This is a genomic window from Rhodopseudomonas sp. (assembly GCF_013377015.1).
Classification (GTDB): Bacteria; Pseudomonadota; Alphaproteobacteria; order Rhizobiales; family Xanthobacteraceae; genus JARJEH01.
In genome coordinates, this window is sequence record NZ_JACABA010000001.1 from 361,603 (window position 1) to 376,675 (window position 15,073).

Annotated in this window: 13 protein-coding genes; 5 read left to right on the forward strand and 8 right to left on the reverse strand. The window is 65.3% G+C overall.

Annotation, left to right across the window (positions count from 1 at the left end):
• Nucleotides 1–84 precede the first annotated feature (84 nt).
• Entirely contained in the window at nucleotides 85–1,290 is a 1,206-nt protein-coding gene (locus tag HXX15_RS01725; RefSeq protein ID WP_296511996.1) for a CoA transferase, read from the forward strand.
• 9 nt (nucleotides 1,291–1,299) lie between these two features.
• Here the strand turns inward: HXX15_RS01725 and HXX15_RS01730 are convergent, their stop codons facing one another.
• The 3 genes from HXX15_RS01730 to HXX15_RS01740 all read right to left on the reverse strand — a co-directional run bounded on the left by HXX15_RS01730 (nucleotide 1,300) and on the right by HXX15_RS01740 (nucleotide 4,163).
• Nucleotides 1,300–1,461 carry a hypothetical protein gene (locus HXX15_RS01730; protein ID WP_296511999.1) on the reverse strand — a complete coding sequence of 54 codons (162 nt, stop codon included), beginning with the start codon at nucleotides 1,459–1,461 and terminating at the stop codon, nucleotides 1,300–1,302.
• A 38-nt stretch (nucleotides 1,462–1,499) separates the two neighbouring features.
• Entirely contained in the window at nucleotides 1,500–3,056 is a 1,557-nt protein-coding gene (locus HXX15_RS01735; RefSeq protein ID WP_296512001.1) for a hypothetical protein, read from the reverse strand.
• A 123-nt stretch (nucleotides 3,057–3,179) separates the two neighbouring features.
• Nucleotides 3,180–4,163, reverse strand: coding sequence for a hypothetical protein (locus HXX15_RS01740; RefSeq protein WP_296512003.1), 984 nt, complete (start codon nucleotides 4,161–4,163; stop codon nucleotides 3,180–3,182).
• 383 nt (nucleotides 4,164–4,546) lie between these two features.
• Here HXX15_RS01740 and HXX15_RS01745 point away from each other — a divergent pair, with 383 nt between their 5' ends.
• A complete protein-coding gene (locus tag HXX15_RS01745) occupies nucleotides 4,547–5,158 on the forward strand; it encodes a glutathione S-transferase family protein (RefSeq protein ID WP_296512005.1) in 612 nt (203 codons plus the stop codon).
• 116 nt (nucleotides 5,159–5,274) lie between these two features.
• On the opposite strand, the gene HXX15_RS01750 is transcribed toward HXX15_RS01745, so the two are convergent.
• The 5 genes from HXX15_RS01750 to HXX15_RS01770 all read right to left on the reverse strand — a co-directional run bounded on the left by HXX15_RS01750 (nucleotide 5,275) and on the right by HXX15_RS01770 (nucleotide 10,661).
• Nucleotides 5,275–5,772, reverse strand: coding sequence for a TPM domain-containing protein (locus HXX15_RS01750; RefSeq protein ID WP_296512007.1), 498 nt, complete (start codon nucleotides 5,770–5,772; stop codon nucleotides 5,275–5,277).
• Between the two features lie 2 nt (nucleotides 5,773–5,774).
• A complete protein-coding gene (locus tag HXX15_RS01755; RefSeq protein ID WP_296512009.1) occupies nucleotides 5,775–6,677 on the reverse strand; it encodes a YgcG family protein in 903 nt (300 codons plus the stop codon).
• A 21-nt stretch (nucleotides 6,678–6,698) separates the two neighbouring features.
• On the reverse strand, nucleotides 6,699–7,307 hold the full coding sequence (locus HXX15_RS01760) for a LemA family protein (RefSeq protein WP_296512011.1): 609 nt from the start codon (nucleotides 7,305–7,307) through the stop codon (nucleotides 6,699–6,701).
• A 57-nt stretch (nucleotides 7,308–7,364) separates the two neighbouring features.
• Nucleotides 7,365–9,689: a xanthine dehydrogenase family protein molybdopterin-binding subunit gene (locus HXX15_RS01765; RefSeq protein ID WP_296512013.1), complete on the reverse strand. Its 2,325-nt coding sequence runs from the start codon at nucleotides 9,687–9,689 to the stop codon at nucleotides 7,365–7,367.
• Nucleotides 9,690–9,785: 96 nt separating this feature from the next.
• A complete protein-coding gene (locus HXX15_RS01770) occupies nucleotides 9,786–10,661 on the reverse strand; it encodes a dihydrodipicolinate synthase family protein (protein ID WP_296512014.1) in 876 nt (291 codons plus the stop codon).
• A 116-nt stretch (nucleotides 10,662–10,777) separates the two neighbouring features.
• Here HXX15_RS01770 and HXX15_RS01775 point away from each other — a divergent pair, with 116 nt between their 5' ends.
• The 3 genes from HXX15_RS01775 to HXX15_RS01785 are packed head-to-tail and all read left to right on the forward strand — an operon-like array spanning nucleotide 10,778 to nucleotide 15,026.
• Complete coding sequence (locus tag HXX15_RS01775) at nucleotides 10,778–12,904, forward strand: S9 family peptidase (RefSeq protein ID WP_296512017.1); 2,127 nt, start codon at nucleotides 10,778–10,780, stop codon at nucleotides 12,902–12,904.
• A 40-nt stretch (nucleotides 12,905–12,944) separates the two neighbouring features.
• Entirely contained in the window at nucleotides 12,945–14,240 is a 1,296-nt protein-coding gene (locus HXX15_RS01780; RefSeq protein WP_296512019.1) for an O-acetylhomoserine aminocarboxypropyltransferase, read from the forward strand.
• 3 nt (nucleotides 14,241–14,243) lie between these two features.
• Nucleotides 14,244–15,026: an alpha/beta hydrolase gene (locus tag HXX15_RS01785; RefSeq protein ID WP_296512020.1), complete on the forward strand. Its 783-nt coding sequence runs from the start codon at nucleotides 14,244–14,246 to the stop codon at nucleotides 15,024–15,026.
• Nucleotides 15,027–15,073 lie beyond the last annotated feature (47 nt).

The following is a 15,073-nucleotide window of genomic DNA, read 5'->3' on the forward strand; positions in this document are numbered from 1 at the left end:
TCAAATGCGGATCGCGGCCGGTGATCGCTCGAAGCGAAACATTCCGGAATACGAAAAATAACAAAAGCCAGGGAGCAGACTCGCATGGACGACGGCATCTTCGCAGGCCTCAAGGTGCTGGACTGCGCCAGCTTCATTGCGGCGCCCGCCGCCGCGACGGTGCTGTCCGACTTCGGCGCCAACGTGATCAAGATCGAGCCGCCGGGCCTTGGCGATCCCTATCGCAACCTGCCGAACCTGCCCGGCTATCCGAGAAGCCCGTATAACTACTCCTGGATGATCGATGCGCGGAACAAGAAGAGTCTCGCGCTCGACCTCGCCAGGCCGGACGGAAAAGCCGTGCTGCGCCGCCTCGTCGCCGAAGCCGACGTTTTCATCACCAATTTCCCGCCCGCGGTGCGCGAAAGGCTCGGCGTCACCTATGCCGAACTGGCGCCGCTGAACGACCGGCTGATCTATGCCTGCTTCACCGGCTATGGCGACCGCGGCGAGGAAGCCAACAAACCCGGCTTCGACAGCAACGCCTATTGGGCGCGTTCCGGCCTGATGGATCTGGTCCGCGCCGATATCGACAGCACGCCGGCGCGATCGGTCGCCGGCATGGGCGACCACCCCTGCGCGATGGCGTTGTATGGCGCGATCGTCACCGCACTGTACAAGCGCGAGCGCACCGGCAAGGGCAGCCAGGTGAAATCCAACCTGATGGCAAACGGCATGTGGGCCAACGCTATTCTGGCCCAGGCCAAATTATGCGGCGCCGAGTTCCAGGAGCGCCGGCCGCGCGAACGCGCGCTGAACGCGGTGACCAATCATTATCGCTGCCGCGACGGCCGCTGGATCATTCTGTCGCTGCTCAACGAGGACAAGCAGTGGCCGGCGCTCACGCGGTGCCTCGGGCGCGACGACCTCGCCACCGACCCGCGGTTCGCCACCAAGCCGGACCGCCACGCCCGCTCAATCGAACTGATCGAAATCTTCGACGAGATCTTTGCCACGCGAGACCTCGCCGAATGGCGCAAGGCGCTCGACGGCAGCGGCCTGATCTTCGGGGTGGTCGGAATTCTCGATGACATCACGACAGACCAGCAGATGCTCGACAACGACGTGCTGGTGCCGTTCGAAAACGACACTATCCTGACCATCAACAGCCCGATCTGGATCGACGGCAGCCAGAAGACCCGGCCGCGGCATCCGCCCGGGATCGGCCAGCACAGCGACGAGATCCTGCGCGATGCCGGCTTCGACGAGGACGCGATCCGGCAGCTGCGAGCGTCGGGCACGGTGGCGTGAGGACGGTCGTTATCGGCTCAGCAACATCGAGCCGAATGCGGCGAGGCCGATCAGGACAGCAACCGCGATCGCCCAACTGCTGACGTGGATAGCGTTGGCCTTCTGGCGGATGCTTTCGTTTTCGGCGATCTGGCGATTGCGCTGCTTGATCTCGCTGTTCGGATCACTCACGGATGGACCTCCCGATCGGCCGAGGAACCCGATTCATATCAGCGAATTTTGACAAAACACATGCCGATCCGCGCGGTCGAGCCGGAGATCGCCGCCTGACAGCTCAGCCCTTCGGCGCAGCTCCATGACTCGAAGCTGGGATCGGGTTGCGTGCCGTCGGTACCTCCCCGGTCACAATGCGCACCCCAGCCGTCGGCATATTCGGTCCCGAGCAATGCGGTGGTGCCGCGCAATTGCGGGCGATCGGAAAACCCGCGCGAATAGTTCGGCGGTTTACCGTCGCGTAGCGCCGTAACGATATCGCGGCGGCGGACCTGATCGCCGACAAAATGCGGTGATCCCGGCACCGCGCCCGCCACGACGCCCGGATGCGTCGAATCGACGCCGGGAAAATGAAAGCCGCCGATGCCGCGGGTCTGATGGCAGCCCGCGCAGGTGATATCGTTGAGCCGGCGCTCGAACCCCGCCAATGACCTAATATTCTGCAGCGCGATGCCGTTGTCGGCGGCCCGTCGCAGCGCGGCGACGACGTCTGTCTCGCTGAACAGCGGATTGGGATCGGCGGGCGCCACCAGCCCAAACGCCGGCTGAAGCTTGGAGCTTTTGAATCCCACCGGGGTTGCGGCGATGGCAAAATTCGCAAGATACTTCTGCGGGATCAGAAGCGTGCCGCGATCGAATTCGCCAAGGTGGTTCGGCTCCAGCAACCAGCGTTTGAATTCCAGCCCGAGCTCATAGTTCGCGTTGACGCGGTCGCGGTCGATCTGGTTTTCCAGCGGCGACGGCGCGAACGCGCCGGCCACTGGATCACGGCGAAACACTTTCAACAGATAGTCGGTGCGAAATTCCGCGGTAGGCGATTTCGGCCGATGGGCGATCTGCAGATTGGTTTCGATGCGGTCGACGTCGTCCGGCTTGACCAGCGCCAGCGGTCCATCGCCCGATATCAATCTGATCGCCAGCTCGGCGCCGGTCTGTTGCAACACCCCGGCATCGAGCCAGCGCCGCGCAACCTCGGCGCAGGACAGTTGCTCGCCCCTCGCCCTGAGCACGAGGTTCAGGGTCATCGGCAGCCGCTGGGGGGACCCTGGCTCGTCACTCAATTGCGGGTCGGCAACCAGCCGATAGATCAGCCGGATCTCGCCACAGCCGTCCGGCACCGCGTAACCGCGGTCCATCCGGTTGACGATTCCCGCCAGCACGAAGCGCGACGCGCTTGAATACAGCCGCTCGCGGTCGAACAACTGCACCTCATATGCGGCTCCTATGCCGATGCTCTGCCGCGCGGCTGTTGCGCGGTGTCGATCGAGATAGCGATCGAACTCATCGTCGATCGATTGGCGGACCGCCGCCATCGACGGCAATGCAAACAGCCGGTCATTGCGCAACGGACCCGAGGGCCCCGCGGAATCGAGCATCTGACGCAGCCCGAAGCCCGGCTGGGCCAGCCCTTCGGCCTGACGCTCCCTGAGATCGAGTTCGCGGAGCGCCAGCGGATCGACGATCGCCAGGCCGCGCTCGAGTTCGCCGCCCACGCCAAGGCGTGGCGACAGCACGCCGCAGATCAGCACGATGAGCAGAGTCCAGCGCCGCACCAGCTGCCTTTTCCTTGACCGCGTCGCCGTGCAAGGAACCCTCGCGCGGCGGATCGCGTCGATCGGAAAATAGAGCAAAGCAGGCGGCCTGTCTCCACAAGCCGCGCCGGACGTGGGTGGCGCTTAGCGCGCCACGATCAGCCCGCGGCTGGTCACCACCACCCAGCGACCGTCCTGTTTCCGAACCGCATCGATGCGGCCGAGGCCCGGCACCGGGTCGCCGGCGTAGACTTCGAACACGCCCTCGCGGCCCTCGATCAAAGCGCCGCCATCGACGACATCGCGCAACACCCAGCCATCGACGGTAGGCATACGCTTGACTTCAGGCTTGGGCGCCGGCGTCGGAATCGAACCCGTAATTTCCTTCGCAGGAGCAGGCGCCGCGGCGGGTGCCTGGGTCGGGGCTGCCGCGGCCGGCGCTGCGGCCACCACCGTCGCTGGTGCGGCCCGCAGCTTGTCCACCGCCTCGCTGAGCTTGGCGAGTTTCGCCGCAGGCTCGGCCTGGGCCTTCTCGATCTTGTCGAGACGATCGCTGGTCTTGCTGATCTGTGCGACGCTCAGCTTCGCGCTATGCTCGAAACTGGTCTTCAGTGCGGCCAATTCGGATTCGATCCGCAGCATCTGCTCGTCGAGCACCTTGGCCTGAATAGACGACTTGTCGGCGTCGCCGCCGACACGTGATAGTCCCGCCGTCGCCAGCGCACCGCCGATCGCTCCGGCGACAGCCGCCAGGGCAATCACCGCGGCCAGCGCCGCCACACGGCGTTTGCCGAACAGGCCAGCTTTGCGGGCGACTTGCTCCGCCTCCGGTTCAGCGGCGAATTTGTCGTCTTTCCAGGCTTCGCGTTGCCAGGACTCCCGCCGGGTCGGCGACATGATCGCGATGTCGCGCGAGCCCAGCGCTGCGGCCTTCTCGCTGGGCGCCTCGGCAGCCGCCTTGGTCGCATCCGGGGCGCTGTCGTGCTCCGGCACGAGGCCAGACGCGTCCTCCTCCATCGATACGGCTCCGGTCGCCTGTACGGTCTCGGCTGCGCCATGATCGGGAAGGGTCGGCCCGACGTTGGCGCCGGACTCATCGCTGGTCTGCTCGTTCCGAACTTCGCTCACGTTCAAATCTCCCGAATGCTTGACCTTTTGGTAACTTTCATTACTTGCGAAAACGTTACTTCGTCCGGGATTACCAAAATTTTAGGATTTGGCCCGACTACCGCGTTCGCCATTCCGCATCCTGCTGCTACGCGTCGCGATCTCGCGCCCACCACGTCCGGCCCGACTGCACCGCAGCATTTCCCGACTAACGTGGCCAGAATGGGACCGGCGAGCGGCACTTCGCGGACCGCCGCAAGGTCGTTCGGCTCCGTTGTCGCCCCGGCGATCTCCGGCGCATGGCGCCCGCGCGACCGCAATGACTGGACGACACCCGGCGTCCCGCGCTACGTGGTAAGCCTCATCAACAGGCACCGCCAAGGTGCCGAGTCCGGGAAACGACCATGAAGCTCTACGATTCGATCGGGCCCAACCCGCGCCTGGTGCGCATGTTCGTCGCCGAGAAGGGCTTGACCATTCCGACCCAGCCGGTTGACATTCGCGGCGGCGAAAACCGCCAGCCCGAACATCTGGCGCGCAATCCGCACGGCCAGACCCCGACACTGGAACTCGACAACGGCCACTTCCTGTCCGAGATCACCGCGATCTGCGAATACCTCGAGGAGAAACATCCGCTGCCGGCGCTGATCGGCACCACCGCGGAAGAGCGCGCCGAATGCCGAATGTGGACGCGCCGGATCGACCTCTACATCTGCGAGCCGCTGGCCAACGGCTTTCGCTTCAGCGAAGGCCTGAAGATGTTCGAGAACCGGGTGATCTGCGTGCCGGAAGCAGCCCCCGGGCTGAAGAAGATCGCCGCTGACCGGATCCAGTGGATGGACGGTCAGATCGCCGGCAAGGAATTCGTCTGCGGCTCGCGCCTCACCCTGGCCGATCTGCTGCTGTACGGCTGGCTCGATTTCGGCGCCAAGGTCGGACAGCCACTGAACGAGGCCAACAAGAACATCATGGCGTGGTTCGCCCGGATCGACGCACGGCCCTCGGCCAAGGCGTAACGCCGCTTCTTCCCCTCGCCACGCTTACGGGGCGAGGAGCTCGCTGCCGTTGGCGCGATGCCCATATTCAATCAAGTCAGATTGAAGTTTCGTGCCCTCGCAAAGGCTGCCGAGTTCTACACCACCACCGGCGCGTCGGGCAGTTCATTGGGGTTGGAGCGGTCCCCGGGGAAGTGCTTGGCCAAATGCGCGCCGATCGCCGCGATCCCGTGGACCACGCCGGCCAGGAAACGGCCCTGACGGAACTCGGCTTCCATCGCCCTGCAGATCCGCTCCCATTCCGCAGCGCCGACATGCGCGTCGATGCCGCGGTCGGCGATGATTTCGACGTCGCGATCCGCCAGCAACAGATAGATCAGTACGCCATTGTTGTGCGCGGTGTCCCAGATCCGCAATTGGGAAAAGATATCGAGCGCGCGCTCGCGCGCCGGTTGATCGCGAAACAGTGGCGCGCCGTCGAGCGCGCCTTCGACCACGAAGCGGATCTGCCCGGCATGCGTGGCCTCGCTGGCCTTGATCGCCTGCTCGATGGCGTCGAACGCGGGCGGCGGGAACGCCTTCTGGACCCGCCAGCGCGTTGAAAGCAGATGCTTGCCGATCCGTCTGATACCCATGATCACCAACTCCCCGAGGCGCCGCCGCCACCGAAGCTGCCGCCACCGCCGCTGAACCCGCCGCTGCTACTCGAGCCGCTGGACCATGAGCCGCCGCTACCGCCGGACCATCCGCTGCCACGTCCGCCGCCGGTACCGATGCTGTCGCTGAAAAGCGCGAACAGAAAGGCCGCCAACCCAGTGATGCTGGACATGATCACGGACGACACCATGAACCAGGCGATCACGGCGATGATGCCGCCGGTCGCCAGCGCTCCCGGCAGCCGGCCCAGTACCATGCGCAGGATATGGCCCAGCACCAGAGCGCAGATGATGAAGAACGGGTTGAAGATGATCGAGGGGTCAAAGCCCGGCGCCTGCCACTCGTGCTGCGGTTCGGGTTTCGGCAGCGGCTCGCCGTCGATCACGCCGATCATGCGGTCGACGCCGTCCTCGATACCGCCGGAGAAATCGCTGTTCTTGAATTTCGGAGTGATGATTTCGTCGATGATGCGCTTAGCGGTGACGTCGTTGAGCGCGCCCTCGAGGCCGTAGCCGACCTCGATCCGCAGCTTGCGGTCGTTCTTGGCGACCAGCAGGATCGCGCCATCGTCGATTTTCTTGCGGCCGATCTTCCATTGCTCGGCGACGCGCAACGAATATTGCTCGATGGTCTCGGGCGCGGTGGTCGGCACTAGCAGCACCGCGATCTGGCTGCCCTTGCGCGCCTCGAACTCCTTCAGCTTCTGTTCGAGTCTAGCACTGGTTTCAGCGGTCAGCGTGCCGGTCTGGTCGACCACCCGACCGGTGAGCGATGGCACCGCGACGTCGGCCGCCGCCAAGCCGGCGAACGCCGCGACGGCGAGGCACAGCAGTAGCAGCAGGATCGACGCCCGCGACGCCGGCCATGCCCGCGCGGCAATCATCGCCGGCGCCCCGTTACCCGGCTACTTCGCCGGCGCCGGCGCTGGATTGAAGTCGACCTTCGGCGCGGTGGAGATCGCCTTCTCGTTCTCGACGGTAAAATTCGGCTTTTCCTTATAGCCAAACACCAACGCGGTGAAGTTGACCGGGAACGACCGCACCGTGACGTTATAGTCCTGCACCGCCTTGATGTAGCGATTGCGCGCCACGGTGATGCGGTTTTCGGTGCCTTCGAGCTGCGACATCAGGTCCTTGAACAGCGCGTCGGATTTCAGCTGCGGATAGTTTTCCGTGACCACCAGCAAGCGCGACAGCGCGCTGGACAATTCGCCCTGCGCCGCGGTGAACTTCTGGAACGCGGCGGGATCGTTCAGCACCTCGGGCGTCGCCTGGATGCTGCCGACCTTGGCGCGAGCGTTGGTGACGCCGAGCAGCACATCCTTTTCCTGCTGCGCGAATCCCTTCACCGAATTCACCAGATTGGGCACCAGATCGGCGCGGCGCTGGTACTGATTCACCACCTCCGACCAACTCGCTTTGACCTGCTGGTCTTCGGACTGGATCGTGTTGTAGCCGCAATTGGTCAGGCTCAGGGTCGCGAGCGCCGCCAGAACCGTCAGAAGTCTACGCATCGATCTCTCCTCATGCGAAACGCGATCAGCATAGCAGAACCGGGCCGTTGTCCGATGCTACTTTTGTGCGGCATTGGCGTCGCGAATGGCGCGCCAGACTTTCTCTGGCGTCAGCGGCGTGTTCAGCGCGGTGATCCCGAGCGGGGCCAGCGCGTCGAGCACGCCGTGGACGATGCAGGGCGGCCCGCCGATCGCACCGGATTCGCCGCAGCCCTTGGCGCCGAGCGGATTGGTCTTGCACGGCGCCGAACCATCCAGTGTGACCTCGATCGCCGGCATGTTGTCGGCGCGCGGGATGCAGTAGTCCTGATAGCTCGCGGTCAGCAGCTGGCCGTCGGCGTCATAGGTAGCGCCTTCATACAGCGCCTGGCCGATGCCTTGCGCGACGCCACCGTGGATCTGGCCTGAGACCAGCATCGGATTGACCGCGACGCCGACGTCGTCGACCGTGGTGTAGCGCACCACCTTGGTGATGCCGGTGTCGGGATCGATCTCGACTTCGCAGATGTGGGTGCCATTCGGCCAGCTCGGGCCATCGACCTCGCCGGTGGAATCGACGCTGAGCCGCGCGCCCTTTTCCTTGGCGGCGATTTCAAACAGGCTGATCCGTCGGTCGGTGCCGGCGATGGTCAGAACGCCGTCGGCGTATTCGATGTCATCGACCGAGGCCTCGAGAATGCTCGCGGCCTTTTCGCGCGCCTTCGCCACCAGGTCGACGGTGGAGACCGCGACCGCGGTTCCGCCAACGAACAACGAGCGCGAGCCGACGCTGCCGAACCCTTGAGCCAGATCGGTGTTGCCTTGCACCACGTCGATCTTGTCCATGCCGATGCCGAGCGAGGCCGCCAGCATCTGCGAATATGTGGTCTCCAACCCCTGCCCCATCGCCTGGGTGCCGGAGTGCAGGACGATCCGCCCTTCGGCGGTGGCCTGCAGGCTGACCTTCTCGGTGTGGGCGCGGCCGCCGGTCCATTCGATGTAGCTGGTCAGGCCACGGCCATAGAGCAGGCCCTTCTTCTTCGCGGCTTTCTTGCGCGCAGCGAAGCCATCCCAGTCCGCCAGCTTGGAGGCGCGCTCCATCATGTGGGCGAACGCGCCGCTGTCGTAGACTTGGCCGACGGCGTTGGTGTAGGGCAGTTGCGCCGGCTTGATGTAGTTCGCCTTGCGGATCGCGCGCGGATCGATCCCGAGCTGGCGCGCCGCGGCGTCCATCAGCCGCTCGACAATATAGACCGCCTCCGGGCGGCCGGCGCCACGATAGGCGCCGACCGGCGCAGTGTGGGTCATCACCGCTTTGATCTCGAAATGCACCAGCGGCAGGTCATAAACGCCGGTCTGCACGAACGGTCCCAGTACCAGCGGAATGATCACCCCGGCGCCGGCCAGATAGGCCCCGGTGCCGCCGAGCGAACTCACCCGATAAGCCAGCACCCGGCCCTTGGCGTCGAGCGCAAACGCCGCGGTCGAGGTCAGGTCGCGGCCGTGGGTGCCGCCGACGAATTCGTCGGTGCGGTCGCCGCGCCAGCGTACCTTGCGGTTCAGCTTCACCGCCGCATAGGCGACCAGGCCGTCCTCCGGATACAGCCCGGTCTTCTGGCCGAAGCCGCCGCCGATATCGCCGACCCGCACCACGATGCTGTCCTTCGGCCGCTTCAGAATCGCGTCGGCGAGAATGTCGCGGGTCGAGGCCGGGGTCTGTGACTGCACGTGCAGCGTCAGCCGGCCGGACTTGTCGAGCTCGGCGATGGTGCTGCGCGGCTCCATCGCCGAGGGAATCAGCCGCTGGCTGGCGATGTCGAGCGACACCACGTGCGCGGCGCTGGCGAAGGCGGCATCGACCACGGCGGCATCGCCATAGCTCATCGCGGCGACGATATTGTCCGGCGCGTCGGAGCAGACCACCGGCGCACCGGGCTGGATCGCCGCGGACGGATCGGTCACCGCCGGCAGCACCTCATAGTCGACCGCGATCGCCTCGGCCGCCGCCCGCGCAGCGTCGAGCGACGTCGCCACCACGGCGGCCACCGCTTCGCCGACAAAACGCACCACCTCGTGCGCCAACAGCCGCCGCGCCGGCAGCGCCATCGGCGAACCATCGGGCCGCTTGAAGATCGGCAGCGTCGGCAGCGTGCCGACATCATCGGCGACGAGATCGGCGCCGGTGAACACCGCGGTGACACCCGGCATCTCGCGCGCCGCCTGGGTGTCGATTGCCACGATCCGCGCATGCGCATGCGGCGATCGCAGCACCACCAGCCACAGCGCGCCGTCGGCCGGCTTGTCGTCGAGATAGTGTCCGAGCCCGGTCAGCAGGCGCTGGTCTTCGAGACGCTTGACGGGCTGACCCGTTCCAAAGCGCATGTTGCCGGGTAGAATATTCATTGAAGCTCCCTTGGCGGAAATGTCTTGTTGGGTGCCGTTGTACCGGACAAAGCGGCCGGTGAGCAAATCGCGGATCCGCCGTCGGAAGCGGACGGTTCAGCCGATCTCCCGCAGTACGGCTTCGACCGCCTGACGCTCCTCGGCAGTCAACGCCGCTTGCGGCGGAACCGGATCGCCGACCTCGTAACCCTGGATAGCAAGCCCGGCCTTGATGCAGGCGGCGAGGTTGAACCGCGCGAACGCTTCGTTGACGCGCCACAATTTCCGCTGCAGTTTGAGCGCATCGTCCCAGCATCCGGCCTGGCAGAGATTATAGAGCTCGACGCTCTGGCGAGGCACAATGCAGGCCGGCCCGGCCATCCAGCCGACGCCGCCGATCAGCATCACCGCGGCAGGGATATGCGCCGACGCTGAGAACACCTGGATATCGTCGCCGCAGCGATTCATGATCGACAGCAGCCGACCGGTGTTGGTGGAGGCGTCCTTGATGTAGCGAATCCGCGGATGTTTCGCCAGCCGCGCGATCACATCGAGCGTGAGGTCGGCGCGCTGAAACTGCGGATTGGTGTAGATCACCACCGGAATATCAACGGCATCGGCGATGGCGGAAAAATACGATTCGATCTGCGCGTCCTTGAGCGGAAAATACGCCTCCAGGATCGCCAGAATGCCATCGGCGCCGGCCTTCTGGCAGGCCTTGGCCTGCGCCACCGCGTCCGCCGTCGCAGTCGAAGCAACGCCGGCCACCACCGGCACCCTGCCCTGCGTGGCCTCGATCGTAACCTTCACCACGGTCTCGCGCTGCGCGGCGTTGAGATAGGCGAATTCGCCGGTCGAGCCCAGCGGGGTCAGCCCGTGCACGCCTGATTTGATCAGATCGTCGCACAGCCGGCCAAGCACGTCGGTGCGGATCACGCCGCCGGAATCGATCGGCGACACCAGATAGGGAAACACGCCGTGAAAGTCCGTCATACCGGAACCGGAGGTCATTGCAGCCGGCAGCGATATCCACATGAAACCTGCGCGCGCCGCAAGCCGGAAACTCTGGTAATGCAGCGGCAAATCAATCCGCAGCGAGGCCCTTGGCGATGACCCAGCACCCGACCCGCACCGATGCGCCGCAGCCGCCAATGGCGCCGAAGCGCCCGCACAGTTTCACCACCCATGGCGTCACGCTGACCGACGACTTTGCCTGGCTGAAGGACGCCAAATGGCAGGAGGTGCTGCGCGATCCGTCGCTGCTCGAAGCCGACATCCGGACCTATCTGGAAGCCGAGAACGCCTATACCGAGAGCCTGCTCGGCGGCACAGCCGATTTGCAGAAGAAGCTGGTCGCCGAAATGCGCGGCCGGATCAAGGAGGACGATTCCAGCGTGCCGGCGCCGGATGGCCCGTTCGCCTATATGCGGAAATTCCGCGAGGGCGGCCAGCACGAACTGTTCGCGCGGCAGCCGCGCGACGGCGGCGAACCGCAGATCATCCTCGACGGCGACGCGCTCGCGAAGGACCACAGCTATTTCCGCTTCGGCGGTGCACGGCATTCGCCGGATCACAAGCTCGAGGCCTGGAGCGCCGACGTCAAGGGATCGGAATATTTCACCATCCGGGTGCGCGACTGGGCCAGCGGTGCCGACCTTTCCGATCTGGTCGAGGAAACCGACGGCGGCGTGGTGTGGGCGCTGGATTCGAAAGCCTTTTTCTACGTCAAGCTCGACGACAACCATCGCCCGATGCAGGTCTGGCGCCATAACCTCGGTGCCCTGCAGGAAGAGGATGAGCTGATCTACGAGGAGCCGGATTCCGGCTGGTTCACCCATATCCATGAGAGCGCCAGCGGCCGGTTCTGCGTCATCGCCGGCGGCGATCACGAGACCTCCGAGCAGCGACTGATCGACCTGTCCAACCACGAGACGCCGCTGCAGCTGGTGGCGGAACGCCAGGAGGGCGTGCAATATTCGCTGGCCGATCGCGGCGACGAATTGTTCATCCTCACCAATGCGGACGGCGCGATCGACTTCAAGATCGTCACCGCCCCGCTCGCCGCACCGGAACGCGCCAACTGGCGCGACCTGATCCCCTATCGCGAAGGCATCTACGTCATCGACATCGAACTCTATGCCGGCCATCTGGTGCGACTGGAACGCGCCAACGCATTGCCGTCCGCGATCATCCGCGATCTTTCCGATGGCAGCGAGCACAGCATCGCGTTCGACGAGACCGCCTACTCGCTCGATACCATGGGCGGCTATGAATTCGAGACCACCAACCTGCGGTTCTCCTACTCATCCATGACGACGCCCTCGGAAGTCTACGACTACGACATGGTGACGCGGGCGCGGGTGCTGCGCAAGCGCCAGCAGATTCCCTCCGGCCACAATCCGGCCGACTACGTCACGACGCGGATCATGGCGCCGTCTCATGATGGCGCCATGGTGCCGGTGTCGCTGCTGCATCGCAAGGATCTGGTGCGCGACGGCCGCGCGCCGCTGCTACTCTATGGCTACGGCTCCTACGGAATGGCAATGCCGGCGTCGTTCTCGGCCAACCGGCTGTCGCTGGTCGATCGCGGCTTCGTCTACGCCATCGCCCATATCCGCGGCGGCGCCGACAAGGGCTGGGGCTGGTATCTCGACGGCAAGCGCGAGAAGAAGACCAACAGTTTTGAGGATTTCGCCGCGAGCGCCCGCGCGCTGATCGCGGCGAATTACACCTCGGAAAAGCGCATCGTCGGGCATGGCGGCAGTGCCGGCGGCATGCTGATGGGCGCGGTCGCCAACCGATCCGGTGAGTTGTTCGCCGGCATCCTCGCCGAGGTGCCGTTCGTCGACGTGCTCAACACCATGCTGGACGACACGCTGCCGCTCACGCCGCCGGAATGGCCCGAATGGGGCAACCCGATCGAAAGCGAAGCCGATTTCAAAACCATCCTGTCCTATTCGCCCTACGACAATATCGCGGCGAAAGCCTATCCGGCGATCCTGGCGATGGGCGGGCTGACCGATCCGCGCGTCACCTATTGGGAGCCGGCGAAATGGATCGCCCGGCTACGCGCCACCATGACCGGCGGCGGCCCGGTGCTGCTACGCACCAATATGGGCGCCGGCCATGGCGGCTCGTCGGGCCGGTTCAGCCGGCTCGACGAGGTCGCGATCGGCTACGCCTTCGCGCTGTGGGCGGTCGGGCTGGCTGACGGCGGCGACAAAAACGTGTCATAACGCATACCCCTTCCGCCACTTCTTCCGCATCGAGACACCCATGGCCGCACCCAAACCGCCCGGTTTCGAGACCCTGAGCCTGCATGCCGGGCAGCACCCCGATCCGCTGACCGGATCGCGCGCGGTGCCGATCTATCAGACCACGTCCTACGTGTTCCAGGACACCGACCACGCCGCCGCCTTGTTCAACATGGAGCGCGCCGGGCATCTCTATACGCGGATCTCGAATCCGACCACCGCGGTGCTGGAAGAACGGCTGGCCGCGCTGGAAGGCGGCGTCGGCGCGGTCTGCACCGCCAGCGGCATGGCGGCGCTGCATCTGGCGATCGCCACGCTGCTCAACGCCGGCAATCATATCGTTGCCTCCGCCTCGCTCTATGGCGGCACCATCAATCTGCTCACGCACACGTTGCCGCGGTTCGGCATCACCACCACATTCGTGAAGCCGCGCGACCACGACGCATTCCGCGCCGCGATCAAACCGAACACGCGGCTGGTGATCGGCGAGACCATCGGCAATCCGGGCCTCGAAGTGCTGGATATTCCCAAGGTTGCCGAGATCGCCCACGCCGCAAACATTCCGCTGCTGATCGACAACACCTTTGCGACGCCCTATCTCAGCCGGCCGATCGAGCTCGGCGCCGACATCGTGATGAACTCCGCCACCAAATGGATCGGCGGCCATGGCATCGCGATCGGCGGCGTGATCGTCGACGGCGGCCGGTTCGACTGGCGCGCGTCGGGTAAGTTTCCGACCCTGACCGAGCCCTATGCGGGCTATCACGATATCGTCTTCGACGAACAGTTCGGGCCGCCGGCCTTCATCATCCGTGCCCGGATGGAGGGCTTGCGCGATTTCGGCGCGTGCCTGTCGCCGACCAATGCGTTCCAGCTGCTGCAGGGCGTCGAGACGCTCGGCGTGCGGATGGACCGCCACATCGCCAACACCGCCGCTGTCCTGCAATTCCTCACCGCCAACAAGGCGGTCGATTGGGTGCTGCATCCGTCGCTGGAGAGCCACCCGGACCACGAGCTGGCAAAGCGGCTGTTGCCGCGTGGCGCCGGCTCGATCGTTTCGTTCGGCATCAAGGGCGGCCGCGCCGCGGGCAAGAAATTCATCGTGGCGCTGCGGCTGACCAGCCATCTGGCCAATGTCGGCGACGCCAAGACGCTGGTGATCCATCCGGCCTCGACCACACATCAGCAGATGGACGCGGCGCAACTGGCCGCCTCCGGAATCGGCGAGGAACTGGTGCGGCTATCGGTCGGGATCGAGTCCGCGCAGGATATTCTCGACGATCTCGGCCAGGCGCTGCGCGCCTCGCAGAAGGTGTAGGCCATGCAGCTCTCGGTCAATGGCGTTGAGATTTTCGTAGCCACCGGCGGCAAGCCGTTCGACGCGGCGCTGCCGACCGTCGTCTTCATTCACGGCGCCGGTTTCGATCATTCGGTGTGGGCGCTGCACAGCCGCTGGTTCGCGCATCATGGCTATGGGGTGCTGGCGCCGGACCTGCCCGGCCATGGCCGCTCCGCCGGCGCGCCGCTGACGACCATCGCCGACATGGCGGACTGGATCGCGGCGCTGCTCGACGCCGCCGGCGCGGCGAAGGCCAAGCTGATCGGCCATTCGATGGGCTCGCTGATCGCGCTGGAAACCGCGGCGCGACATCCCTCAAGAGTTTCGTCGCTCGGGCTGATCGGCACCACCAGCACGATGACGGTCGGCCCCGATCTGCTGAAAGCCGCAGAGGCCAACGATCCCGCCGCGGTGGCGATGATGACGATCTGGGGGCTCGGCCCCGACGCCGAAATCGGCGGCAATCTCGCGCCGGGCCTGTGGATGCATGGCGGCTCGGTGCGGGTGCTGGAACACAACAAGCCCGGCGTGATCTACGCGGACCTGGCTGCCTGCAACGCCTATCAGAACGCGCTGGTCGCAGCCGCAGAGGTCGCTGTCCCGGCGACCTTCATTCTCGGCGAGCGCGACATGATGACCCCGATCCGCAACGGCAAGGCGCTTGCAGCGGCGGTGAAAGATTCACGCACCGTAGTGCTGCGCGGCGCCGGCCACACCATGATGATCGAGCGGCCCGACGAGGTGCTGAAGGCATTGCAGGGGTGATTGCCTATCTTAGGCATTGGCACGGCCGCACCGGCAGCGCGCTCGTG

What these genes read in the sequence shown, in the direction of transcription:
- HXX15_RS01785 (WP_296512020.1), top strand. Translation starts at nt 14,244, where the DNA reads ATGCAGCTCTCGGTCAATGGCGTTGAGATTTTCGTAGCCACCGGCGGC.
- HXX15_RS01760 (WP_296512011.1), bottom strand. Translation starts at nt 7,307, where the DNA reads ATGCGTAGACTTCTGACGGTTCTGGCGGCGCTCGCGACCCTGAGCCTG.
- HXX15_RS01725 (WP_296511996.1), top strand. Translation starts at nt 85, where the DNA reads ATGGACGACGGCATCTTCGCAGGCCTCAAGGTGCTGGACTGCGCCAGC.
- HXX15_RS01770 (WP_296512014.1), bottom strand. Translation starts at nt 10,661, where the DNA reads ATGACGGACTTTCACGGCGTGTTTCCCTATCTGGTGTCGCCGATCGAT.
- HXX15_RS01750 (WP_296512007.1), bottom strand. Translation starts at nt 5,772, where the DNA reads ATGGGTATCAGACGGATCGGCAAGCATCTGCTTTCAACGCGCTGGCGG.
- HXX15_RS01780 (WP_296512019.1), top strand. Translation starts at nt 12,945, where the DNA reads ATGGCCGCACCCAAACCGCCCGGTTTCGAGACCCTGAGCCTGCATGCC.
- HXX15_RS01755 (WP_296512009.1), bottom strand. Translation starts at nt 6,677, where the DNA reads ATGATTGCCGCGCGGGCATGGCCGGCGTCGCGGGCGTCGATCCTGCTG.
- HXX15_RS01775 (WP_296512017.1), top strand. Translation starts at nt 10,778, where the DNA reads ATGACCCAGCACCCGACCCGCACCGATGCGCCGCAGCCGCCAATGGCG.
- HXX15_RS01765 (WP_296512013.1), bottom strand. Translation starts at nt 9,689, where the DNA reads ATGAATATTCTACCCGGCAACATGCGCTTTGGAACGGGTCAGCCCGTC.
- HXX15_RS01745 (WP_296512005.1), top strand. Translation starts at nt 4,547, where the DNA reads ATGAAGCTCTACGATTCGATCGGGCCCAACCCGCGCCTGGTGCGCATG.